Consider the following 23,375-nt stretch of genomic DNA (forward strand, 5'->3'; position numbering starts at 1 on the left):
CAGTATGCAAAGGATCGGTGGTTGAAAATCCGCTCCTAGTAGGTCTCAGCCAATGGTACGAGTACGAAGGGAGTTGCGCCGACCGGATGCTCGGGGTCGATTGCGACCCTTAATAAAAAGGGGGGCGGATTTATTCTCCAAAAATCGAAAGAAAAATAGGAAAAATAAATCTCTCCCTTTTGAGGGTTGGAGGATCGAGCGTTATGCGAGTTGGTGAAAAATGTTATTGAGCAACTGTGATTTCATAGATGCAACGGCGTTCGAGTTGTACGTCCTTGAGAAAGTTTGCCCGATTTTCGATCAAGGCTATTCTGAAGAGCTAGATCTCCGAGATTGTGACGGCGCTGTGATATCGATAGGTATCACCGATCATGTGGGAGCCAGTTCGGTGGCAACGCTGAAGGATGATTTAGCTCCGATGCTATTCGGTACTGCTTGGAAAATTCTCGATCTGTCGATAGAGCTTTGCTTGAACAAATTAACCCCTCGTAGCTCTTGGCAGATCAGTGAGAAGAAGCAAAAAGCTCTCAATGGAGAGGTGCGCTTTGAGGGCTTGACTCGGTCGAGAGGCATATGGCGTTGTATTTGCTCGGTATACGCTGCCACAGTCGAGCATCGTCATTGCCTAACTCACCGTACCGCGTCAGTTGATCAGTCATCTGGCGAGTTCAATGGTGTTGATAGGCACGGCAACGCAATCCTTCCGCTATCGCGTGCATGCCAAATAGCAATGGCAAAAATTGCCATCATCGTCGCGCGCGGTTTTGGGGAGGGTGGTCTTTCTCTTCGGGATGAGCAAAACCTGAAGTATCAACTGGACATATTACAACCGCATACCAACCTTCCTTTGTTTGATGTAGGGATAGTAGGGCAATGCGTCAACATTTTGATGAAGCTGAGGCCCGAAGGAGAGGACATGATTTTAGATATAGATGGCGTTCTGAGAAGGGCGGAGAAAATTCTCCCAGGTCGTGTCAATTTCAATTTAATTATCGATATTCCCGGTGATACCGGCCGGCGCTTGTTTGCAAAAGCGGAGGACGTACCGCGGGCGCCGACGGTGATCAACCTAAGCACATTGCCTTCGTGGCTTACATATCGTTGATCTGAAGGCTTCTGGTGAGCACCCTCGTTCTACACTAGGAGATCGTCCCTGGTAGACGTGTCTGGAAACGGCGTTGCTGCGTACCACCACCGCGCCTTTCAGAGCACGTTTTTCGACTGGCGGCTTTTGGCCGGTTTCTGCCAGTCGCGAAGGGCTGAAACCGGCCAAAAGCTGTCCTTGGGCGCCTACAAAACCAAGGGCGATTCACCGGGAGGAGTCGCCCCAAAAAATGGAAATTGTCCCTCGCGGCTAAGCTCTACTTCTGGGCACTACTGATTTCAGGGGGATTACCCACTCACCGCCGAGATAGCGATAGATGTGAGGACAAGTAGTGTTTTCCACTAAACCCGCAAAGCGTTATCACAGCATGTGGTGACATACGCAGAAGAGGTGGATTTTTTATTTATCAGTGAATGCAGAAAAACTTTCTAGAAAAGCCCGCATCATCGGCCCTACCGCTTCGCCACGTCGCACCATCAGTGATAGCTCCAGTTCATGACTAAACTGCTCCTCTGGAAGGGCTCGCATTTCATCGTTGTTGACCCAGTTAGCTGAGTAGCGTCGCGGTAGATAGCCAATGTAACGTCCGGACATAATCAGAAATGCCAGGCCTTCAGAAAGGTGGGAGGAAGCGGTCGGTGCCGGCAACTGGTGAAACAATTTGCTCTTGATATCAGGCGAATAACAACCTTTGGCATAAGCAGTGCTTTGCAGATCATCAGCAGTGATTACTTCTTTTTTAAAAAGAGGGCTCTGACTGCCGCAGTAGAGGTCTATGGTCACCGGGAAACTCACCAGTGCACGTAGAGCTTGCTTAGTATCGGGAAACAATCCTATACCCAAGTGAAGGCTGCCACTTATCAGTTCTTCTTCAATCTCATCGGAGGATAGCACCTTGATGCTAATATGCACATCAGGATGTTGCTCGGAAAAGCGGTGGATTACTTCCGGCACTCGGGTCTTGGGGGACATTGTGGAGTTATCCAGTATGCCTATTTGGAGTTCCCCCGCTAGTCGCCCTTTCAGAGTGGCAACATTAGCGTTAAATTGTTGCACTGCAGAAAATAGTTGCTGAGCCTCGCGATAGACCTCTCGACCGTTTTCGGTCAGGGAAAATCCACCCCGTCCACGGTTACATAATTTTAGTCCAAGTCGCGTTTCCAAATCCTGTATATAGGTGCTGATACTCGATAGTGCGATGTTCAACGGCTCTTGCGCCTGTGTAAGGCCTCCGCTCTCGACGACCGCAATAAATACGCTTAGGAGTCGAATGTCCGTATTGCTGGCTTTGCTAATGGAGTAATCATGTTTGCTATGTAAAGGCATTTTTATAGCCTCGTCGTTTAAGTTTTTAACAGATATCCGGTGTGTGCCGTCGAGATTCTCAAAGTGATCGGTTTATTAATTTTCTAGTGCTCTAATTGTCGGAAGGAAAACGTTACTAGTTTCCGCTGTTTTTGGTTGCGTCGCAATGGCCTCGTTGCCAATATTTTAGTTTCGTCTTTTGCTTCTAACAGACCGCTGGCTCCAGGCCTATTAATTAGGTTTAGCTGCGGCGAATAGGATGGCAGGACGAGTGGCTCAATTTTCCCTGAAGGCTGTTGAAATATTGCTTCACGAGATCCACCTATGAGGTAGGTGACGGTCGACAAGGTGAAACAGGATCTGTGGCTCCGATAATCAATAGGTTGAAGAAATCCTGGGCATCACTGTGGTAGTCGAACCCTCATGCATAGTGAAAATGAAGTTACTCTTTGGATTCAAGCATGAAATCATGCTGGGTGAGAAACGGTGCCTCGTCATATTGACTGCGGTCGCTTGGGTTCGGCATCCATCAGGTCCACGCCGCGTATACTCTACTATTGTAAAAACCCATCTTAGCAGTGCCATTCGGCATCGGTAGCAATATTTTTGGCAATACCTGAACGACAGGCTGTGCACGAATTCCTTATCTTTATGGCAATTTTAGCTTGTGTTTTCGTGAGGCGGTTAAAGAGATTTTTCAATAGCTTAGGTTACTTCGGTGATTCCTAAAGTAATATTCTGTAATTTGTGATTTTACCCAGTCTATGCCTTTCTTAATCTGCTAGCTCCGGGGTGACTAGGCATGCCTGTCTAAGAAGATGTAATCAATTCATGAGGGCTGGCTATTTACTAGAGTGTAAATATTCGTGCGGAAATTTAGTGCGAGAACGTATTTGGCTGGCATGATTGTCAATAAAGAGAGACTCATATGGCAAATTACGCATTTATTAATGGTCAGATTATCACCGTAGATATAGATGACCGTATTTGTGAGGCGGTTCTGGTAGAAGGACAGCATATTAAAGCTGTTGGCACTACCGACGAAATAATGACGCTGGCCGACGACAGGTTTGTGGTGATCGACCTAAAGGGGCGGACTTTGATGCCCGGTTTTATCGACGCCCATAATCACCTTACTCACCAGGGGGCTGCCTTTGCCACCGTCGATTTCGGTTACCCTGCCGTCTCTTCAATTGCTGCGTTACGCGACGCCGTTAGCCATGCCGTTGAAAATTGTGTGCCCGGTAAGTGGGTTCGCGGCTGGGGCATGAACTACGAGAAGTACGGCGATGGAAGAATTCCCACTCGCTGGGACTTAGATGATATCTCTCCCGATAACCCGGTGTGCATCGTGCATGTCAGCGGTCATAACGTATTGGTAAACAGCGTCGCGCTGAGGCTTGCCGGTGTGGATGACAATACGCCAGACCCTGATGGTGGCATGTTTGTCCGCGATGATCAGGGGCGTATTACTGGGTATGCTTATGACAGCGCACAACAACTCGTGACTCCCACCAGTGTAAATGTCGGTCACCACGGGCCGGATATCGGTTATGACCTGCCGCTGGAAGAGTTGGTGGGTGATATTGATCGTGCCTGCAAGGCTTATCTAAAAGTGGGTATTACTTCTGTGGTAGACCCTCAGGTGACCACCAGAGAAATGCCCGGTTATATGGAGGCCCGCAAGCAGGGAAAACTCACAATCAAGACCACCTGCATGTATCTATCTAATCATCAAAATGCGATCAACGAACTGGGTATTACCGATCATATTGGGAATGACCTGCTGTCCATTGGACCGATGAAATATTATTGCGATGGCGCCCTAATAGGCGGAACTGCATTGTTCTACGCCGAGGAACCGCAGGGAGATCATGGCTGCAAATGTAATAAGAGTGCTGGTCGTGGATACACCTACTGGCGGGATATTGATGCATTTAAAGAAGCCCTGATCGATACCCACAGTCGTGGCATGCAATTCGGTGTCCACACCCAGGGAGATATGGCCATGGATATCGTGCTGGATGCCATCGAAGAAGCCCATCGCCGGTTTCCGCGCTCTGATACCCGTCATCGTATCGAACATTGTCACGGCCCCTCTCGGGAACAGGTCGCACGGATCAAGCGCCTCGGTGTGATTCCAGTTACTCAGCCCGGACAGATCGAAGAGTCCGGTGACGATCTGGTCGAAATTTACGGCGAACGCCGTGCCAAACGTTTCTGTCCGCTACGTGACATGCTAGACGAAGGTATACCAGCGGTAATCAGTACCGATGCATTCGTACAATCCTACAAACCATTCGATGCCATCAGCGCGGCGGTCAACCGACTGAGTTTAACTGGCTACGATATGGGTCAAGAGCAGCGCGTCAGCGTGCTGGAAGCGATCCGCGCCTATACCTGGAACGCCGCCTATTCCGTCTATCACGAAAATCGAAAAGGTTCTATCGAGGTTGGGAAACTGGCGGATCTGGTTATTATCGATGCGGATTTCCTATCTGTGCCCCTGGATGAAATTGCCAATCAGAAGGTGCTAATGACTGTTTCCGATGGGGAGATCGTTTACCAGAAGTAGTTATTCATTGGTCAATCAAAAAGCTCTTAAAATAAATACAAGTAGGAGATTTGTTATGAATAACTCAATGCAATCCCAAAGATATGGGTTTCTCGGGGACTACGACAAACCATTGTTTTGGTCCACAGCGATCATCACGTTGCTGATTGTGGCGCTGGGTGTGATCAGTCCAGAAACCCTGAAAACTTACGCCAGTGATGCACAGGGCTATCTGAGTAGCCAGTTTGGCTGGGCTTACGTTCTAGCCCTGGCAGTCTACGTGGGAGTCGGCCTGTGGATCGGCTTTAGTCGCTATGGCAACCTGAAACTGGGCAAGGCTCAGGATACGCCGGAGTTCTCCACCTTTACTTGGGTAGCCATGCTGTTCAGCTGCGGTATAGGTGTCGGCTTCTTGCTATGGGGCGTGGCCGAGCCGTTGTACCACTACATGCAGACACCCTATATGGCGAAACCTGCTACACCGGAAGCCATTCCAGTAGCGCTTCAGATCACGTACCTACACTGGGGTCTGCACACTTGGATGGGGTACTGCATTGTCGGCCTGAGCATCGCATTTCCAGCTTTCCGTTACGGAAAACCGATGAATATCGGCATTGCCCTCTATGGACTGTTGGGTGAGCGCACTGAAAATAGTATCTGGGCGCGTCTGCTGGACTTGGTAGGTGCGGTTGCCACGATCGGCGGTATCGCCACCGTGTTGGGCTTGGGCGTCATCTCCATCGACTATGGTGTCGGCCACATCTTCGGCATTGAGACCGGGAATGTCGGCAAGATCATCATCATTGCCCTCCTGGCGGTGGCGTACACCCTGTCGGCAGTATCCGGCCTGAAGCGCGGGGTGGCCTTCCTGAGTACCCTGAATGTTGTCGTCGTTATCGCCTTCTGTGTCTTTATCCTGGTGACGGGCGAAACCAATACCCTGATGCGCTATTTTGTCACCGGCATTGGCAATTACCTTGGTAACTTATTGCCAATGACTTTCTGGGCCGATCCGCTGCAAAAGACGGATTGGATCAACTGGTGGACGATTTTCTACTGGCTGATTGTTATCTCTTGGTCCCCCTTTGTTGGTGGTTTTGTCGCACGAATTTCTCGTGGTCGTACCCTACGTGAATTCATTATATTTGCGGTCCTAGTTCCCACTGTCTGCTCCATGCTGTGGTTCTCGGTGATAGGCGGATCTGCCATCGGCATAGAAGCAGCGGGCGAAGTGAAGATCTTTGACGCGGTACAGGCCAACGTTGGTGCGGGTATCTACGTGTTGCTGGAAAGCTTCCCGATGAGTGGCTTCCTCAGCCTGGTGGTGTTCTGCAGTATGGTGATATTTCTCATAACCTCTGCCGACTCTGCCTGCTTCTTCGTCGCGATGCAGATGTCTAAAGGCGTCTATGAACCCACCCTTGGCATGAAAATGACCTGGGGACTATTTACCGGATTACTAGCCATCGTACTGTTGCTGAGCGGCGGGTTGAAAGCGGTGCAGACGGCTTCCATCGTGGCGGGGAGCCCCTTCGCCATCGGTATCGGCTTTATGGTTTGGTCACTGCTGCGTTCGTTGAAATTTGAGTACGCTAAAGAACATTCGAAGGAAGTTAACGAAGTGATACATAAGGAGAGCCAGCCCGAAGATAAAACAGATGATTTCGTTGCCTTAGAGGGAATTGCGTATAAAACAACGGAGTGATGACCTGCACTAACTCTGCAAATAGGGACTGCTTATGCAGTCCCTTACTATATTTCCCTTCGGAGGCCAATGCGGTACAGGAATGTTGCTTGATCGCATGAGCCTTAAAGTGCTCGCAAGCTATGTGCCGTAAGGTCTCTTGGGTAAGAAAAGACGCTAGATTCGTTGCCCGCTCCTGACCGTCGGCAATGGGTCGCTTTCTGCCGGTCAAGGCGTACCCGTGCGCTGGTCAAATTCGATGCATGCGACTGGTCAAGTCGAGTGCAAAAGGATGGTCAAGTCCATGCAATTACGCAGCTACGCTATTCCACAACTGCTGATAACAAATCAGCTGGGGCATTTTTCAATCGGCAGGATGGGTCAGTTTTCGGTCAGCGGCAACAGTCCTTTATCACCTATAAAAAGGATGCACTTGGATGAAGCTCGACAAACACCTGGTGCGCGAGATCCTGTTGCTGTCGAGGACAGCCAACAGGATCCGTTGGGATGGACACCTCTCCATCTGAAGGGACGGGAGCCATTGGATGTCTCCTATCATGTGATGCTGCTGCACGAAGCAGGGTTTATCGTGGGAGAGGATCTCAGTTCGGATGATGGTCTTGAGTGGCTTCCCAAGCGCCTGACCTACAAAGGCCACGAGTTTCTCGACACCGTCCGCGACGGTGAGGTCTGGCGGCGGACTAAAGCAGGGGCCGAAAAGGCTGGTGTAGCTGGCCTAGGCATTCTGCTTGAGCAAGAGAAGGCCTATGGCAAAGAAGTGCTTAAGGAGAAGCTAGGGATTGAGCTGCCATGACGGGCTAATGCAGTCGTCCTCGATCACGGCGCATGACCCGCAATCGGACACGCGATGGCATAGGATCTAAACGCACAAGCCTGGTTGGTTGGATGTTTGCCTGTCGAAAAGTGTTAACCGAAGGGCGGAGGTGCTACGAGCAACTGATACGCCACAACTCATCGAGTTTAGTCGTGTAGCTCTGGCTCATCAGCTCGCGGCGCATGGCCCACTCTGGACTTGATGGAACACTTGCCACCCTGAGCGTACCGCGACCCCAGCGATTGTTTATTTCATCGAGTACGGACATAACATTTGTCGAGTCGGTTAGCTGGGTGCTTGCGAAAAGATCATCAGTGAATTCACCTGGCTGACATAGATTCAGCAGCATCACTTCGGCTTTGCTATACCGGTAGCCTTGCCCGATACACCCGTTCAACGGCTTCGGTCGCTGCCTTGGTAAGCATCCGAACATCGTCGGTAGGGTAGGGAAGATCAACGATGACACTATTCGCATACTGCCGCCGCCTTGTCATTTCTATACAAAGTACTTGCCCTACGCCATCCCAGGCTCAGCCGGGAGCCCGTACGGGACCGATCAAGCATGACGCCCTGATGCGTTATACTGCGCAATACATAAATGATCGACCTGATTTTGGTAGCCTGCATCACTACAATTTATAAAAAGAGTAAGGCTATGAATCTAAAGCAGATGGAAGTCTTCCGAGCGGTCATACTGACCGGCTCGGTTTCGCAGGCTGCCACCCAGCTGTTTCGTACCCAACCGGCGGTGAGCATGATGATCAACTCGCTGGAGAAGGATATCGGCTTCGAGCTGTTTGAGCGGCGCAAGAAACGCCTCTACCCGACCCCAGAAGCACGCTACCTGTACACGGAGGTGGAGGCGATCTTTTCTCGTATCCAGGACTTGAGCCAGACCGTTCAGGATATTCAGAACAAGCAATACGGCTTCCTGCGGATCGGCTGCATGCCGGGGCCGTCGATTTTCTTCGTGCCCGATATCCTGGCGGACTTCTTGGAGGAACACCCGAAGGTCCAGGCCTCCCTGCAGACGCGTACGTCCGATGCGGTTATCGAGTGGGTTGCCTCCAACCAATACGACTTGGGCCTAGCGGAGATTTCCACGCACCAGTCGAAAACGGGGCGTAACCTGATGTTCGAACTGCCCTGCGTCTGCGCCCTGCCGGCGGAGCATCCGCTGGCGCAGCAGGAGGTTATCACCCCGGAGTTACTCGACTCGGCACCTATGATCACCCTCCATCCGGATCACATGGTTTTCCACGACCTCATGAAGCTATTCGAGGCGAGCGGACATCGCATGAACGTGCGCCTGCAGTGCCGCTTCTTTCTCCCAGCGCTCAAGTTCGTCGAGCGGGGACTCGGGGTTTGCATCGTCGACGCAGTCTCGGCCAACAGCTACACCTCCTACGCACAACAGGGCAAAGTGGTGTTCCGACGTTTTGAGCCGTCGCTGTACCTGCGGGTCGGGATGGTGTTCCCGGCGGACATCCCTCCCTCCATGATCATCCTGGAGTTTGCCAATCTCCTGCGCGACAGGATTGAGAACGTCATCAAACAACCCGAAGTATTTCTGAACTGGGGCACCTAGGATTCGCACAGAGGAGTAGCCCGCAGGCATCTGCGGGACGCTCAGCTTCCGGTTCGCCTTGCTCCGCCCGCCGCAGGCTCAGGGGGGGGGCTGGCTGAGCGCCTGGTCTGCTTCACGCGGCGCAGTGCATCGATGGAGAAGGCGATGAAACCGATCCAGACCAGCATGAAGGTGGTCATGCGATTCATGTCGATCGCTTCACCGAACACGAAGACCGCCAGCAGGAAGTACAGCGTGGGCTCGATGTACTGCAGGACCGCGATGGTCGAGAGGTTCTGCAGGCGCGCCACGCCAACGGTGAACAACCCAAGGGGCAGCAATACGATCGGCGCGGTCAATCCCAGCAGGATATGTGTGCCGCCCTCTTTCGCTGCCCAGGCCGACTGCTCCGTCATGTACCCGTTCAAGTAGAACAGCGCAAACGGCACCATCAGTAGCGTCTCGGCTGACAAACCGTTGAGCGGGTCGATCCTCACCTGTTTTTTGATCACCCCGTAACTGCCGAAAGCCACGGCGATCCCGATGGCCAGCCAGGGAAAACTATCCAGGCTGGTGCACGCATAGAGAAAACCTGAAGCGCAGAAGACCAGTGCGACCCACTGCAGCAGCGTGAGTCGCTCACGCAGATAAAGTACCCCGATCAGGATGCTAATCAGCGGGGTAAGGAAGTACGCCAGGCTAACCATCAGCACTTGACCGTTGATGGAGCCCCAGGTGTTGAGGTACCAGCTTGTGGAAATACAGGCTGTGGAAAGGAATAGCCAGAAGAACGTCCTTGGTTGTGTCAGCACCTTGAAAATACGCACCGGTGTGCCGCTCAGCAACAGCAATAAAACCATGAGCGGGACAGAAAAAAGTACCCGGATGGAGAAAATTTCCATCGCTTCGACATCTCTCAGGTGCTGGTAAAACAGCGGCGTCAGGCCCCAAATCACATAGGCCAGTGTGGTCAAGAAGAGGCCTCCCTTGAGCAGGTGAGATAGATTCATGTGTCGATCCGGATGAGTAGTTTCAAATTATGGGTGTTCAGGCGACCTTCCGGTCGACCGCCGCATCCACCATTCAGGCAAGGCTGCTGAGATAGAAGATGGGCAGACCGAATTTTTGCTGCAACTTCAGGGACAAAGTGCGAAAGGGCCGGTGCACTCCAGAGTGATTGCACCCGCCTGCGGATTCCAGCCAGCAGTCAGCCAGCAGTTCCTAGGGCACGGACCGCAGTTCGTCTTTGAACAGTGCTATATCCAGATCGTGGCATTCGCCTCGCAGGATCACCTCGGCGAACTGCTTCTGCGCTGCATGCTGGAAATTACACCGGCTCGTCAGCGATACCGACGTCGTTGAGACGGGTCGCGATCAGTGCGTCACTGAAGACGATGTACTGCGCCCGCCTAAGTAAATGGGAAACTAGCGGCATCTGGAACAGGCTGGAGAGGACTGTGGTCCAAGTGCGCGTGGAATCCCCAAGTAGCGCGCTAGAGAGTTCCCCCAAGGCCAACCTGTAGTAGTTGCAGCTATCTTTGAGCATTATATGTCCGTCCCTCAATCGAAACGGGTAGCAGAGAACGGCTGCAGGTCGACCGAAGTTGCCTTGTCCTGCACACACTCTGTGATCAGCTTCCCGGTCAGAGCGGCGAAGGTGAGTCCCAGATGCCCATGGCCAAACGCGACCTTTACCCGCGGGTGTCGAAGCAGTTTACCTATCACTGGCAGCGAGTCTGGTGTCGATGGGCGGCTGCCCACCCAGGTCGACTGGATCTGCGGGGCGCGACCGAGCATCGTCGTTGCATGGGTCAGCATGGTGTTGGCATGCGCCTGATTGAGCGGGGCATCCGCGAAGGCAAATTCCGCGCTGCCCGCCAGGCGCACACCTCCTGCCATGGGCGTAAGGAAGATCGCCTTATCCAGCCAGCCTACCGGGCGAGTTAGTGATTTTGTTCCTATATTCAGCATCAGGTGGTAACCGCGCTCACTGACTAGGGGAATTCTCACGCCTAGCAACTGCAGGATCTCCTTGGAAAAGACGCCGGTGCAAACCACTACCTGATCAAACTTGAGCGTGCTGTCGCTCAGACGCACCTTCACTTCGCGGGCGCCTGATAGTAAGGTCTGCACCTTGTCACAAAGGATTACCCCGCCGTGCTCGGTAAAATGCCGTGCATAACGACGGCTCAGTTCTACCGGGCTGACCGTGAAGCGGGTGTCGGGATAGAACACCCCGCCGGCATAGAAGTCCGCCAAGTCCGGCTCTAAGTCACGTATCTGTCTGGGGTTCAGAAGCTCAAGGTTGGTGCCTTGTTCCCGACGCTCCTGCAGATCGCCATTGCGCGCACTAGCGAATCCTTCCTCCGTGGCGAAGAGCCCCAGACAACCTTTGGACCTGACGAGATCCTGGGTCTGGGTCAGTGACAAGAGCTCCTGATCCGCCTGGGGACTGATATTCTGAAGCGACTTCAGTGCAGCTTTGCCGTATTCGTACCTGTCGCGGAAGCAGGCCTTGAAGAACTCCCAGCCATAAGGCATCAGGCTTGGGAGGTAGTTACCCTTCACGGATAAAGGACTTGTCTTGTCAAGCAGCATCTCCGGCAGCTTGCGCATTATCGAAAATTTGGTGAACGGTACACGGGCATAATCGGCGAATAGACCGGCATTGCCAAACGATGCGCCCATACCCGGCGCCTCCTTGTCGATCAGGGTTACCTTGTAACCCGCCTTCTGCAGGCTGAGCGCGGTAGCGAGACCTACAACACCAGCCCCCAATACTCCAATATGTGAATTCGGCATACTCTCTACCTAGTTAAGTCACCACGCCTCGAAAATCTTAGGCTTTGGCTGCGATTATCTGGATTTCAACCAACAGTTCAGGTCGTGCCAAACGGGATTCCACACAGGCTCGAACCGGCGCATTCTCGCGGTCAACCCAGGCATCCCACACTTCATTCATCTGGGCGAACTGGCGGATGTCCGATAGCCAGATATTGGCGCTGATCAGGTTGCTTTTGTGGACGCCAGTATCGGCGAGCAACGCATCAATCTGAGCCAGAATCTGACAGGTCTGGCCGGCTACATCTTGCGAAGGGTCTTTCGCTACTTGGCCTGCGGTCCAGACCAGATTGCCGAAACTCACCAGTTGACTCATTCGCTGGTTGGAATATTGGCGTTGGATCATCTTTTGTTCTCCTGTAATCCACTGTTGAGTGCTATGGCCTGCAGCAACTGCAGAGCACTCATTTCCCGATTATCTGTATGTCTCTTTGTACACCCCGAATACAGCTCATCTAGCAATGACCGTAACCTTTAAGTAGGCCAAGTTAACGAGCAACTTCTTTACTATCCGGACTGCTGCCGTGCTACTAATTAAGATGAAGACTCTTCTAGAGTTTTCGAATTTAAGACAAAGGAGAATTGGGGGGATACGAGTTACGCGTTGCCGTAGAAACCAAGAATGCACAGCTACGATCACAGCTTTCACATAGATCCAAGCTCTCCTATTGTTTCTAATCGGTCAATCTCGGTCGTCCAAGACAACACACCGCGAGATGTCCATTATTTATATCAATAAATATAATTGCAAATTCCAAATTGTTAATAAATCATAAGATTTACTTATGTTTTTATGTGTCGCACGCCTACATTGATCCGCGGAGCTCTCCGTCACAGATCATAAGATTAATTTATGATTTCAAACATTTTTTCGAATTGCATCTATGTTCAGGAGGATTAAACTCCTGTGGGAAGGCCACCCAAGAGACCTGCGTTCCAGTTGTTGCACGACTGCGGATAGCCGTGCTTACAGCGGCCTCGCAATCGAGCCAAGGTCAGCAAAATAAACATAAAAGGTACCTAGGAATGACAATAGACAGAAGAAAAATAGATATAGCCTTGTCGACACTCTTAATCATCATGTCGATAGTCATCCTGACCAACGACCACTTGGTAGAGGGGGGAGCAGACAGCGATCTTGGTTCGATGTTCCTGCCCCGTATCGTTGCGGGTCTGATGATTGTCTTCTCCGCGACCATTGCTCTTCAGGCTATTCTGAAGTTAACCAAAGGTGCTAGGACTGATGATGTTGAGCTGATATCTGCCGACGGCTTCTCCGGCATATTTATATACGTTGGCATATTCATTGCCTATTGGCTCACTGTTCCGTATGTCGGCTTCCTGGTGGCGACTCCGCTTGTCATGATCGCCGTCGCCTCGCTGCTGGGCGGTCGCAAATGGGTGCCCATCATTGCCGTGTCGGTGATTACGACAGTGGCCATCTATTACGGATCCAGAGAGTTTCTTCGGGTCTATCTGCCGATTTGGTCGATGTAAGAGGAGATAATTAAATGCTTGAGCATATTCTTGGCGGTTTCTCCTCGGTCTTTGCCGTCGCCCCGATCATGGGCATCATTGCCGGTGTAGTCATCGGTATCATCTTCGGCGCCATCCCCGGTATTTCCTGCATCATGGCCATCGCCATCATGCTGCCGATGACGTTCTACCTTGACCCGATCACCGGCATCATCATTCTGTTGGCGGTTTACAAGGCAGGGATCTACGGCGGATCGATTTCCGCTGTGCTGCTCAATACCCCCGGAGCGGCGTCGTCGTTCCTGACTGCGAAGGACGGGCATGCACTGACTAGGGCCGGCAAGGCCGGCAAAGCGCTGGATATGTCGCTGTACGCCTCGGTAACCGGCGAGATGCTCGCCACCCTGGTATTGATCCTGGTCGCCGCGCCCTTCTCCACGATCGCCTTGCAAGCGGGCCCAATCGAGAAGGTCTTCCTGCTGCTGTTCGCCTTCACCGTCATCGGCTCCATGGCCGGCGAGTCCATCTCGCGCGGACTGTTGTCCTGCTGCCTAGGCATGCTGTTCGCGATGGTGGGTATGTCCTCCATCACCGGTGCATCGCGCTTCACCTTCGATATTCCGGAGTTGATGGGTGGCTTCACTTTCACGCCGATGCTGATCGGTATTTTGGTCATGCCGGAGGTGATCAACGCTATCCGCCAGCGCAAGGTGCCGCACAGTGCGCTGAAGATCACCAATTCCCCGAATCGGGCTGACAACCGCATCAGCTTCAAGGAGTACCGCAGCGTACTCGGCACAATCCTCAAGTCCTCCGCTATTGGTACCTTCATCGGCGCTCTGCCGGGCTTGGGCTCCAGTGCCGCGTCATTTATCGCCTACGGCGAGGCCAAGCGCACCTCCAAGAAGCCCGAAGAGTTCGGCAACGGCTCGATTGAAGGAATTGCGGCAGCGGAGTCGGCAAACAACGCGGTATGTGGCTCCAGCCTGATTCCGATGCTGACCCTGAGCATTCCTGGCGACGATGTGGCCGCGCTGCTGATGGGGGCCTTTCTGATTCATGGTCTGACGCCCGGGCCGATGATTTTCTTCGAAAGCACCGAGATCATCTACGCGATTTTCGCTGGTTTCCTGGTAACAGACCTGTTCCTGCTGGGTATCGCGCGCTCAGGCTTTAAATTCTTTATAAAGGTCGCCTCGTTGCCGCGGTACTACATCTTCCCGTGCGTCACTGTGTTCGCCTTCTTCGGTGCCTACACTGCCGCTCAGAACATGAACGACATTCTGCTGCTGATCGCCTTTACGATCATGGGCTATGGGATGCGGATGATCGGATTGAACCCGGCGGTATTCATCATGGGCTTCATCCTGACTCCGTTCATGGAGCAGAACCTGGATCAGGCGCTGTCCATCGTGGGCAGCGAATACCGCCTGCTCTTCGCTTCACCGATCTCCTGGGTATTCATGGCACTGTCCGCGTTCTTCGTGTTCTCGAGCATGCGTATGAAAAGAAAAACAGCAAAAAACTCAGCGCAGTTACAACGCAAAGCAGCTGACATATGAGCACAACCTACCGCACCACGTGGGCGCTGAGTAAAACCAAACTAGCGCAAGACAATGACAAAAACAAACCTAGGTAAATAACCCATGAAGAGCTTCAAGAAGACCCTGGCAACGCTTGCCGCAGCCCTGACTGTAGCTTCCGGCTCAGTGCTTGCTGCGTACCCAGAGAAGCCTATCAACGTCATCGTTCCCTGGGATGCAGGTGGCGACTCCGACCTGACCACTCGGATCTGGGCTGATGCAATGGAGAAAGAGTTGGGTGTTCCGTTCGTGGTCATCAACAAGACCGGCGGCAACGGCATCATCGGCACGATGTTCGTAGCGAAGGCCAAAAGTGACGGCTACACGCTGATCAACGCGGGTCTGAGCAATATGTTCGTAACACCGAACTTCAGCAAGACTCCATATAACCTCGAGAGCTTTACTCCTGTGTTGAAGATCACCTCTGCACCGCTGGGCATCGTGGTTGCGAAGGACAGTCCTTACAAGACCTTCGATGAGTTCGTTGCCGGCGCGCAGAGCAAAACCCTGACCATGGGTTCTTGGGGAGCGTCCTCCTCGGGCACCGTACTGGGGAACATAATTGCCACTCAGGCCGGCTACGCGCCCAAATACGTGCATGGGCAGAGTACTGCTGAATCCATGGTTTCCGTTGTGGGTGGACACATCGACTCCGCCATCGCCTTCCCTCCGGCATTTTCTCCGCATGTAAAGGCCGATCGGGCGCGGGTATTGGTAATGAATCAGAAGATGGATACTTTCCCCGGCGTTCCGACCTTTGCTGACTACGGCATCAAAGGCAACTTCGAGGCTTGGTCGGCTATCTTCGCCCCCAAGGGTGTGCCGGATGAGGTCGTCGAGAAGCTCGTTGAGGCAAGCGCCAAGGTCATGCAGGATCCCAAGGTGCTCGAGGCATTCAATAACATGGGTACCGTCGTGGATTTCCGCCATGGCCCGGACTGGATTGCCGATATGAAAGGGACGTACAGCTTGATGAAAGACGAGGCTGACAAGGCCAGGAAGTAACGCCCCCCCCACCTACCTGATCCCAGTAATAAGGGCGATGTTGTCCACTTAAAAATACGTGGGCACTATCGCCCTTATCATCAGGATTGCTATGCGCCAAAGAACCTCTTATCCCAAATCCTTTAAAGCACAGATTGTTCAGGAGTGCCTGCAACCTGGTGTGTCGATGGCCAGCGTAGCCGCGTCGTGCCAAAGCCCAGTTCCGGATCGGCATCGTACATATCGGCCCTTCCAGCTACGCTGCTGGACCATGCGCTGGACCAAAGGTCCGACGTGCGAAAGCAGTTCGGTTTCATTCGCCGCCGCATGCACAACTTTCCTTAGTTCTGTGACAAAACTCTGCATATCGTCCGTTTGCGGTGCCATCTTCAACTTCCCCTTTTGGTCGATCCAGGCAAAGCGATTCGCCTGCCACACTGGCCAACGGCCTGCCTCCGAAGAGGCAGGCCGGTTTGCCCCGAAGCAATCTCAGTCGCGAGGCTCCTTGGCCAGCGCTTTAACGAAACCGATCATCAGCAACAGCATGAGGTGGTGGTCAAAGCTCAGCATATGATCACATGCAGATCTAAGAAAGCAGCCAGCAGATTCCTCGATGCTCCATCGCAATTCATAGCACAGCACGAAATAATGGGGCGGGTCGCGGGCGGTACCAACCGCCTTAAACCAGCGCTGGACCATAAGCTAGCGCGGTGTTCATCTTCAGAGGCGGCGCTTACACGATCAGATAAGAAGCGTCGAACTAGCGAAGAAAGAGAACGAGAAATGCTTTCACTCGGCAGAGCTCATATTCTGACGAGCGGCGACTTCCTACTGGTTCAAGATTTGGCTAACCATCTGGGTGTCCACGTTGAGCTCCTCAGTACCGCGCTTAAGGAGTGGCAGGCCGACCACCGAATTTTTTCGATCGATCACGATGGCTTCAGGTCCTTTCCAGTTTATGCGTTCCCATTGCAAGGCGGAGCCAGTCCAACTCCTGAGCTTCGAGATGTGTTGTCTATTCTCTGTCCCTTGAAAGATGGTTGGGGCATTTCATTTTGGTTTATCTCTCCTAACGGGTGGCTTGGAGGTAAGCGCCCTCAGGATCTCCTTTTCTCCGAGCCAAACCGCGTAATTTCAGCTGCGCACGACGAAGTAGGCAGTGTGACGCTCGGATAGTACGCGACTGGCAGCTACGGGTCGAAAGCAGCCTTTTGTCACTGGCAGCTTTTGGCCGGTTGCAGTCCTTCAGTGCTTGGCTGACGCGCTCCCCCTGAGTGGCACCCGCTGACACCCATCAACTGCAAACAGCTGGTCAGCGCGAATGCAAATGACTGGTCAAGTCGGATGCAAACGACTGGTCAGTGGCGATGCAATTAGGTGGTCAAGTGAGATGAAATTAAGCTCGGGCCCCAGATTCCTCCCCCCTTCTCTACGCCCGGACACTGGGGTGCCAACAGCCCGGGCCAACCGGACCGATTCTCTTGATGCGAAGAAGCACTGGGCTGGTGGGCTGTCGGTTCCGGCACGCGCCACAGGCGCTCAGAATTTGATCATCAACTCTCAGCCCATTGGTGACCATGATGATCTCAGGACAACAGCCGAACCTCAGTACGCTCTGCGCTGCCTTCGCCGCCCTCCTTAAGGAGTACCGTGGAACGGCCCTGAGGATTAACCCCGATCACGTCGCGGTGCAGCGGGGAGGCACACTACTAATTGCTCCGATGAGGGCAGGTAAAGTCGATCTTGGCGCCACGATGGAGTTGGACCCAAACTCTTTGGTGGCCGCTACCGGGGACTGGAGCAAAGAAAGAGCAGCCGTGACCTTTAAGGCCGTCACCAGCCCTGAATTTGTTGCACTGGATCCTGCAAACCTCTGCGACTTCAACGTCGCTGCCCTTCGTTTCGAATTTGAAGGTGACAACATCCAGAACCCAACCGTATCGGAGTGCGGACGCTTCGCAGAAAGTCCCGAGTACTACGGCTTCGGTGAACTCCATGGCGGAGACTGGTCGCTTGGGCTGGATGACGGTGATCGCCTGCAGGTCGATCGGCATTACAAGACGTTCTCGCGCATCGACGCACTGGGCGAAGTCGTCGCCCACGTGACTATCAGCGCCATCGTTTTCGACTGCGAAAAGTAGGCCGCAACAGCAACCGCGGTTAATGGCATGTTCGACTGCGCTAAGTCGACCGGGCGCCCCAGCGCCCCCTGCCAATCCCTCAGCAAGGACATCAACACCATGGACACAGCGCTTGATAGCTTGAAGCCTTCGGACATCAGTCGCCTGAAACGACTGGCAGAGCAAGGCAAGGATGTTTACCCAACCATGTGCGGCATTGAGATGGAGGGTGAGTTCTGGGGAAAGCTGGTCGATATGCGGAAACTGGAGAAACTTGAGTTGGTGGAGAGGAAGAATGTTCCTCACGGTCCTGCGCTGGTTCCACACTTCGCGGTGTCTGCAAAAGGACACCAGTTTCTGGCCGCCGCTCCCATACGACAACCCAACGACTAGCCGTTGCGGCTCGCCCCCTCCAAAGTCCGCCAATGAGCGGACTTTTTCCTTGCTAAGTGCTTGATTCGCACCCCGCTCGACAGTGTCGTGACGCCAAGCTGAGGGCTAAACCACAAAACGAGAAGCCCTTAATGAATAATTCCCACAATACTCTCTGCCCACTGATCAATCGTCGCGTCAGGCTCACGCCGGCGACTGACGGGCTGGCATCAGGGATCGGTTGTTCTGGATACCAGGCTCAATATTCGGTCGCCTGCAGCGACGAGGATGAATGCTCGAGATCTGGGGAACCAACGTGTCGACGCCGCTTGCTAGCTCGGAGGATGAACGGAGAGTGATTTTCAGCTAAGGGCAAGCCGGATTTCCTGCCGGGTGGGGCGGATGACCAAACCAGGTTTCCACCCCCCAGCCACGGCACGGTCCCCGGCTGCAGATTCAACTCAACGACAACCTGGGCATCGCGTCTCAACGGGGAGACTTATTTGATCAGACGCTGCCGGTGCCAAAGGCGTAGCGAAACAGCGTGGCCATGATCTCTGCGCGGCGCTCTGTGGCACAGTCCGGACAGATACCCTCCAGCCTCAGATGGGCCAACCAGGTCATCACGTGTTCATTGCGCTTGTTCATTTCTGACCTTCTTTGTGGGGGCGGACAGCCGGCAGGCGATGGAAAACAGAGCCGCACGCTCGGCAATATCATCAGGAACGTGCTGGTAGGCACGCCACTCAACACAAGTGACCTCAGCATCAGGGGAATGCGGCCCAAGGCCCGGCCAGAGGTTGCCACGCGGCTTCACTATCTCCACAACGGACCGGCCCCTTGCATAAAGGAGACCCCATCTCGGTGGAAGGTCATCGGGCGTAAGTACCCCCTCCGGACAGAGGTAGAAGCGGTACACCCCTATCCCTCCCCTGTGATCTTTACAATCGGCAAGGGAATCGCGATTGGCTATGACTTCAATAAGAGCTGAGCAATTGCTACGAAAGGCGACAACGCCTGGTTGCTCGAGGTTTTGTTCACAACTGTGCTCAGTGGCAATTACGTCGAACCCGTTCTGGCGGAGCCATTTTGCGCCCATCTCTGTGAGGAGCTTGTGCTTAGATCCGCGCTTGGATATTCGCCTCTCGCCCGGGGAGTTCTCTTTCCATCCGCTCTGAAAGCGTGTTGAAACGCCGCGGGAATTACCAGGACGCAGCCGGCCACCGTGCTCTCCAGCGCGAAACGCTTCGGTGCGCTTCAAGCCAAGGGTCTTGGCCTTGCCCGCGATCGCACCCACGGGTCGATTCAATAGTGTGGTGAGCTCTGCCATAGGGGTATTCGGATAGAGCAACCTGAGCTGCTTCTCTTCGACGGTCGTCCAAAATCTGGGGCTGGATTTCAACGGTGCGTTCCCTGTTCTTTGGCCTCCGGGCCGTTACGTCACCGCAACACTACTCAGAACATCTGCTGGAGGTGGGCTATCAATAGTGCGCGTTGCTAGTCGATCGACAGCATAACCCGGGTTCTACCCACCTCCAGTTCAAACCCTATCGTCGTTTTTCAAGTGACTGAGAGTGCTGGGTGCAAACCCAACTCACGGCCCGGTGACGCTTGTAGGGCGGCGACGGTTCGGCGACGGAACCATACTCAAGAGGTTGGAGGCACCGCCTGTTGAGCGGATTTCGCGCAATCCACGTTGGGGGTTCTGGCACTTCCATTACCGGCCTCAGAATCCGCTCCCATTACTCACGAAGCGGAGCACGAACATGGCCCAACTTACCAGCAGCAAAGATCAACTGAGCTCTTCCCATGTGGCGGCCGGCGGCTCACGAGGCAATGCCTGCTCAGTGGTGTTGCAGCAGGACGCCGGCAAATCACCTTCACAATATGGCGAAGTCGGCGTAGTCGGCACCGGCGACAAGGACATGGCGCAGCCAAAGCGCTTCACCTTGCGCAAAAGTGAGAGCCGCAAAAAGCCTTGGGTAGTTGAGGACACTCAATCCGACCCCTGTGAAGACGCGGTTCTCTACCACTTTGTAACCAAAGCCAAAGCTGAAGGCTTCAAGGCCGAGATGGAAGCTGAACACTGTCAGTCACCGTCATTGCCCATCTGTTAAACCGTGCCTGTTGATCGGCTACCAAGTCGAGTGAATGTAGACTCGCCAAAACACCAGCACAAAATCTCGCCTCCAGAGCTAAGGAAACACTGCGTGACACTGACTCTCAAGCAAGCCTCACGTCGGTTAGAACAACTTTGCCAGGCCGAGCACCTGAACGTGTTCGAACACCACAACGGGGTAGGTCGAGTTGTGATTCCAGTGCTCACCGAGCATGTCCATACTGCGCTGGACGATGGCCCGGCTGAGCAGTACGAATTCTTCCGCGCCCGAGCAACGCACGCGCACGCTCTTAATGCTGACTTTCACATCTGTCACAACCAAGTTTCGGTAACCGTCTGCCATGTCACTCAGACGGTGAAATTCGGTCCGGGTGGGCAATTGATCATGGGGCGTCGAGGCATTGGTCTCGGTCCAAGCTTGATGGCCACGGTTATCAAATGGCTGCACAGCAAGAAAATTCCGACTTACTCAATCGAGCCAGGTGACCTTTCACGAGTTGACGCAACTACGGAGGGCGAGCGCCTGCAGCGCAACAGGTTCTATACAGCGTTTGGCTTTTCACTCTGGACCACCTTCACCTCGGAAAGGGGGCTTGACGTCGTCGACGGACACTTCGGCGCGGTGAATGTTGGCTGTCTCACCGTCCCAGACCGATACCAAAACCGGCTGCGGACGTGGCAAGCATTCGAAAACGCACTCGGGGACGAGCGACTGGAGGGGGTGAAGAACCTCGCTGAGCTGAAGGATATCGACAGGTGGATCAGCGGAAAGGCCTGGTTAAGTCGCCTGCTGCTGAATTTCCTGAAATGGCCGCTACCTTTCAGAACGCGACACAAACACCCGTTGAAACCCTGGGAGGTGACGCCGGAAAACACCATGACGGAAAATCTTTCTGTGAAACAGTAAAGAAATCTGCAAAGCGAACCGATTAGCAAAGAGGGTGGCAGAAGCGGCCCCCCTCTTCATTACCCAACTACGGAATCCTCATGAAAAAGACTTACCTGCTCGCCCTGGCTCTGACCCTTCTTACTTCTGGCGTTGCCCAGGCGGAGGAGCGTCTCAAGGTGGTGACCGCTGTGACGGTCGACGGCAAAGTCGTTGTCCAGAACACCCGCGAGATCGAAAATGGCGAAACCATCACTTTCACAGGGGATGGCGTCAAAGATAATGTCATCAACTTCAAAGCCGAACCGAACGTGCGCGTGAATAACAAACAGGTGCCAATGGGCTTTAACGGCACTATCACTCCCCGCATCCTATCCAATGGCATGATTCTGGTGATGGTGAAAGGCTACTACCGTGAGTTCACCGGTTACACCCATTTAGACCAAGGCAAAAGAAGCATGGATATGCTCACTGACACGCTGGTTGATCTAACAGGCAATCCTTCTGCAGTGGATCTTGGTGACGACGTGGTGATTGAAGTTAACAGCTCGACGAAGCCACATAACGCCCAGGTGAAAGTCACCGTCACCCGGACCTAAGTCCGCAGTAACGGGCGGCGGATGCCGCTCGTTCTTTGATTCCACGCGTTCGACTTATCATCAAGCCGGGATGCTCGGCCCATCCGACCATTTGCTCCCCCGCCTCAGCCCCCCCGCACTGCAGATCCGGCACGGCACCACCGCAAGCTTGCACCCGCAGGCGGCGAAGCCAATGAAACCATGACTTTGGAACTGAGGCCATCACCTTCGCACACCGGATTTAGAGCCTATGTTTTGAGTTGCGCGGCTTAGTCACAGAAGTCAGGCTTCAGGGGCGGGCGCAATAGCACCAGGCCCACCTAGATCGTCGCCGAGAGCTCAAGATGAAAAGGCTGACCGCCAAACAAGCATTTATCACCCTGGCCTTAGCGGCCATCGCGACAACGAGTACCGGCGCCTTTGCTGCCCAAGCTGCACGCGATCGGGGCCCAGCGCCTTCTGGCGCAGCATTCGCTGCATGCGAAGACCGCAGGCTTGGTGATCGAGTCAGCGTGAAGACTGCCAGCGGGAAGATGCTCAAAGGCACCTGCAAGACATACCGCGGTGAGCTGTACGCCAAGACCCATATCCGACAGAAGAAGGAAAAAAGTCTTTGGAGGAAGTTTACCTCCTGGTTCTGATGCAAATGAATCGGCCGGGAAGATGCTCCGACCTGGCGCACAGACCTTTGGGAATAACGGATAGCGCAATGACAGCGAACGGTATGACGACAGATCAGGTGAAATGGGCGGAACAGCACTTTTGGTTTGAACGTTCAGGTGACGATGACGAAGGCGTATTCGTGATCGGTCGCGAGAGCTTCGGTAGCCGGGTCGCGTTGATGTTTTACGAGTTCGACAAATTGACCGCCTGGGCGGCCAACCAGCGAGATTTCACCGCCGCAATGGGTTCAGTGCAGGATTGAGGGCGAAGGCCTGGCCAGCTCGAAAGGGCCCAGTGCTAACGCGGTATTGATCAGCCAACAATTTGGTGGCTGCCCAGCCACGCGAGAATCTTTGAGAGACTCTCTGGACTGCCATTTCCGGCAGCGTAGAGATGGCCGCTCTGCAGGAGGACCAACACACTCCGGTCTCGAAAAATGAAGCACGTAAAGCTCGCCTGCTCCTCACGGTGGATGTATTTGGCGGTGGTCGCGGCCTCTTGAAACAGCCAGTCGAAACCCTGCCCGCCGGCTGGGTTCACCGCTTCAGCGAGCTTGACGGCTATTCGATCCTTCGCGGGAACAGGGGCCTCGCCAGCGTCCAGCAGTACTGCGTCAATCTGGGCGAGGTATTTGAACAGGCTGCTAGGCACGCGGCGGTCCTTCATCGACTGATAGGGTAGCGCGACAGGATAGCGGCACTAT

General features: G+C 53.7%; 23 protein-coding genes and 1 pseudogene. 15 read left to right on the forward strand and 9 right to left on the reverse strand.

Annotated features, from left to right (window positions below):
* Window positions 1-220: 220 nt before the first annotated feature.
* Window positions 221-1,105 (forward strand): hypothetical protein, encoded by an 885-nt coding sequence (locus L9059_RS01900; RefSeq protein ID WP_247286610.1) that lies wholly within the window; start codon window positions 221-223, stop codon window positions 1,103-1,105.
* A 399-nt stretch (window positions 1,106-1,504) separates the two neighbouring features.
* Here the strand turns inward: L9059_RS01900 and L9059_RS01905 are convergent, their stop codons facing one another.
* Entirely contained in the window at window positions 1,505-2,431 is a 927-nt protein-coding gene (locus L9059_RS01905) for a LysR family transcriptional regulator (RefSeq protein WP_247286613.1), read from the reverse strand.
* A gap of 907 nt (window positions 2,432-3,338) precedes the next feature.
* On the opposite strand from L9059_RS01905, the gene L9059_RS01910 reads away from it, so the two are divergent.
* The 3 genes from L9059_RS01910 (at window position 3,339) to L9059_RS01920 (ending at window position 7,462) form a co-directional block, all read left to right on the forward strand.
* Window positions 3,339-4,985 (forward strand): amidohydrolase, encoded by a 1,647-nt coding sequence (locus L9059_RS01910; protein WP_247286614.1) that lies wholly within the window; start codon window positions 3,339-3,341, stop codon window positions 4,983-4,985.
* 55 nt (window positions 4,986-5,040) lie between these two features.
* Window positions 5,041-6,669 (forward strand): BCCT family transporter, encoded by a 1,629-nt coding sequence (locus L9059_RS01915; protein WP_247286616.1) that lies wholly within the window; start codon window positions 5,041-5,043, stop codon window positions 6,667-6,669.
* 283 nt (window positions 6,670-6,952) lie between these two features.
* Window positions 6,953-7,462, forward strand: a complete 510-nt coding sequence (locus tag L9059_RS01920; RefSeq protein ID WP_247286618.1) for a DUF2513 domain-containing protein — start codon at window positions 6,953-6,955, stop codon at window positions 7,460-7,462.
* Between the two features lie 133 nt (window positions 7,463-7,595).
* Here L9059_RS01920 and L9059_RS01925 read toward each other — a convergent pair.
* Window positions 7,596-7,962: pseudogene (locus L9059_RS01925) on the reverse strand (DUF4113 domain-containing protein); the annotation flags it as partial.
* A 176-nt stretch (window positions 7,963-8,138) separates the two neighbouring features.
* Here L9059_RS01925 and L9059_RS01930 point away from each other — a divergent pair.
* Window positions 8,139-9,071 (forward strand): LysR family transcriptional regulator, encoded by a 933-nt coding sequence (locus tag L9059_RS01930; RefSeq protein WP_247286620.1) that lies wholly within the window; start codon window positions 8,139-8,141, stop codon window positions 9,069-9,071.
* A gap of 41 nt (window positions 9,072-9,112) precedes the next feature.
* Here L9059_RS01930 and rarD read toward each other — a convergent pair whose 3' ends face one another.
* From rarD to L9059_RS01945, 3 genes are all read right to left on the reverse strand, one after another.
* Entirely contained in the window at window positions 9,113-10,060 is a 948-nt protein-coding gene (gene rarD, locus L9059_RS01935) for an EamA family transporter RarD (protein ID WP_247286622.1), read from the reverse strand.
* Between the two features lie 550 nt (window positions 10,061-10,610).
* A complete protein-coding gene (locus tag L9059_RS01940; protein WP_247286632.1) occupies window positions 10,611-11,852 on the reverse strand; it encodes an NAD(P)/FAD-dependent oxidoreductase in 1,242 nt (413 codons plus the stop codon).
* 37 nt (window positions 11,853-11,889) lie between these two features.
* Window positions 11,890-12,237, reverse strand: a complete 348-nt coding sequence (locus L9059_RS01945; RefSeq protein ID WP_247286643.1) for a RidA family protein — start codon at window positions 12,235-12,237, stop codon at window positions 11,890-11,892.
* A gap of 680 nt (window positions 12,238-12,917) precedes the next feature.
* On the opposite strand from L9059_RS01945, the gene L9059_RS01950 reads away from it, so the two are divergent.
* The 3 genes from L9059_RS01950 to L9059_RS01960 all read left to right on the forward strand — a co-directional run bounded on the left by L9059_RS01950 (window position 12,918) and on the right by L9059_RS01960 (window position 15,955).
* Window positions 12,918-13,388: a tripartite tricarboxylate transporter TctB family protein gene (locus tag L9059_RS01950; protein WP_247286645.1), complete on the forward strand. Its 471-nt coding sequence runs from the start codon at window positions 12,918-12,920 to the stop codon at window positions 13,386-13,388.
* A 14-nt stretch (window positions 13,389-13,402) separates the two neighbouring features.
* A complete protein-coding gene (locus tag L9059_RS01955) occupies window positions 13,403-14,929 on the forward strand; it encodes a tripartite tricarboxylate transporter permease (RefSeq protein WP_247286646.1) in 1,527 nt (508 codons plus the stop codon).
* An 84-nt stretch (window positions 14,930-15,013) separates the two neighbouring features.
* Window positions 15,014-15,955: a Bug family tripartite tricarboxylate transporter substrate binding protein gene (locus L9059_RS01960; protein ID WP_247286648.1), complete on the forward strand. Its 942-nt coding sequence runs from the start codon at window positions 15,014-15,016 to the stop codon at window positions 15,953-15,955.
* Between the two features lie 468 nt (window positions 15,956-16,423).
* On the opposite strand, the gene L9059_RS01965 is transcribed toward L9059_RS01960, so the two are convergent.
* The gene (locus tag L9059_RS01965) at window positions 16,424-16,633 is read right to left on the reverse strand and encodes a hypothetical protein (protein ID WP_247286658.1); all 210 of its coding nucleotides are present in this window, start codon (window positions 16,631-16,633) and stop codon (window positions 16,424-16,426) included.
* Between the two features lie 1,118 nt (window positions 16,634-17,751).
* Between L9059_RS01965 and L9059_RS01970 the strand changes: the two genes are divergently transcribed.
* Window positions 17,752-18,075, forward strand: coding sequence for a hypothetical protein (locus L9059_RS01970; RefSeq protein ID WP_247286661.1), 324 nt, complete (start codon window positions 17,752-17,754; stop codon window positions 18,073-18,075).
* A gap of 99 nt (window positions 18,076-18,174) precedes the next feature.
* Window positions 18,175-18,447 carry a hypothetical protein gene (locus L9059_RS01975; RefSeq protein WP_247286662.1) on the forward strand — a complete coding sequence of 91 codons (273 nt, stop codon included), beginning with the start codon at window positions 18,175-18,177 and terminating at the stop codon, window positions 18,445-18,447.
* Window positions 18,448-18,933: 486 nt separating this feature from the next.
* On the opposite strand, the gene L9059_RS01980 is transcribed toward L9059_RS01975, so the two are convergent.
* Window positions 18,934-19,074: a hypothetical protein gene (locus L9059_RS01980; protein WP_247286664.1), complete on the reverse strand. Its 141-nt coding sequence runs from the start codon at window positions 19,072-19,074 to the stop codon at window positions 18,934-18,936.
* Window positions 19,058-19,828 carry a hypothetical protein gene (locus tag L9059_RS01985; protein WP_247286666.1) on the reverse strand — a complete coding sequence of 257 codons (771 nt, stop codon included), beginning with the start codon at window positions 19,826-19,828 and terminating at the stop codon, window positions 19,058-19,060. The genes L9059_RS01980 and L9059_RS01985 overlap by 17 nt, the downstream gene beginning before the upstream one ends.
* Before the next feature lie 364 nt (window positions 19,829-20,192).
* On the opposite strand from L9059_RS01985, the gene L9059_RS01990 reads away from it, so the two are divergent.
* The 5 genes from L9059_RS01990 (at window position 20,193) to L9059_RS02010 (ending at window position 22,934) form a co-directional block, all read left to right on the forward strand.
* Entirely contained in the window at window positions 20,193-20,543 is a 351-nt protein-coding gene (locus tag L9059_RS01990; protein WP_247286668.1) for a hypothetical protein, read from the forward strand.
* Between the two features lie 93 nt (window positions 20,544-20,636).
* Window positions 20,637-21,452 (forward strand): hypothetical protein, encoded by an 816-nt coding sequence (locus L9059_RS01995; RefSeq protein ID WP_247286669.1) that lies wholly within the window; start codon window positions 20,637-20,639, stop codon window positions 21,450-21,452.
* Between the two features lie 80 nt (window positions 21,453-21,532).
* Window positions 21,533-22,030: a hypothetical protein gene (locus L9059_RS02000; RefSeq protein WP_247286671.1), complete on the forward strand. Its 498-nt coding sequence runs from the start codon at window positions 21,533-21,535 to the stop codon at window positions 22,028-22,030.
* 323 nt (window positions 22,031-22,353) lie between these two features.
* Entirely contained in the window at window positions 22,354-22,650 is a 297-nt protein-coding gene (locus L9059_RS02005; protein WP_247286673.1) for a hypothetical protein, read from the forward strand.
* A 68-nt stretch (window positions 22,651-22,718) separates the two neighbouring features.
* Window positions 22,719-22,934, forward strand: a complete 216-nt coding sequence (locus L9059_RS02010; RefSeq protein WP_247286675.1) for a hypothetical protein — start codon at window positions 22,719-22,721, stop codon at window positions 22,932-22,934.
* Between the two features lie 50 nt (window positions 22,935-22,984).
* Here L9059_RS02010 and L9059_RS02015 read toward each other — a convergent pair whose 3' ends face one another.
* On the reverse strand, window positions 22,985-23,323 hold the full coding sequence (locus L9059_RS02015; RefSeq protein WP_247286677.1) for a hypothetical protein: 339 nt from the start codon (window positions 23,321-23,323) through the stop codon (window positions 22,985-22,987).
* Between the last annotated feature and the right edge of the window lie 52 nt (window positions 23,324-23,375).

This window comes from Pseudomonas violetae (assembly GCF_023072615.1).
GTDB classification, from domain to species: Bacteria; Pseudomonadota; Gammaproteobacteria; order Pseudomonadales; family Pseudomonadaceae; genus Aquipseudomonas; species Aquipseudomonas violetae.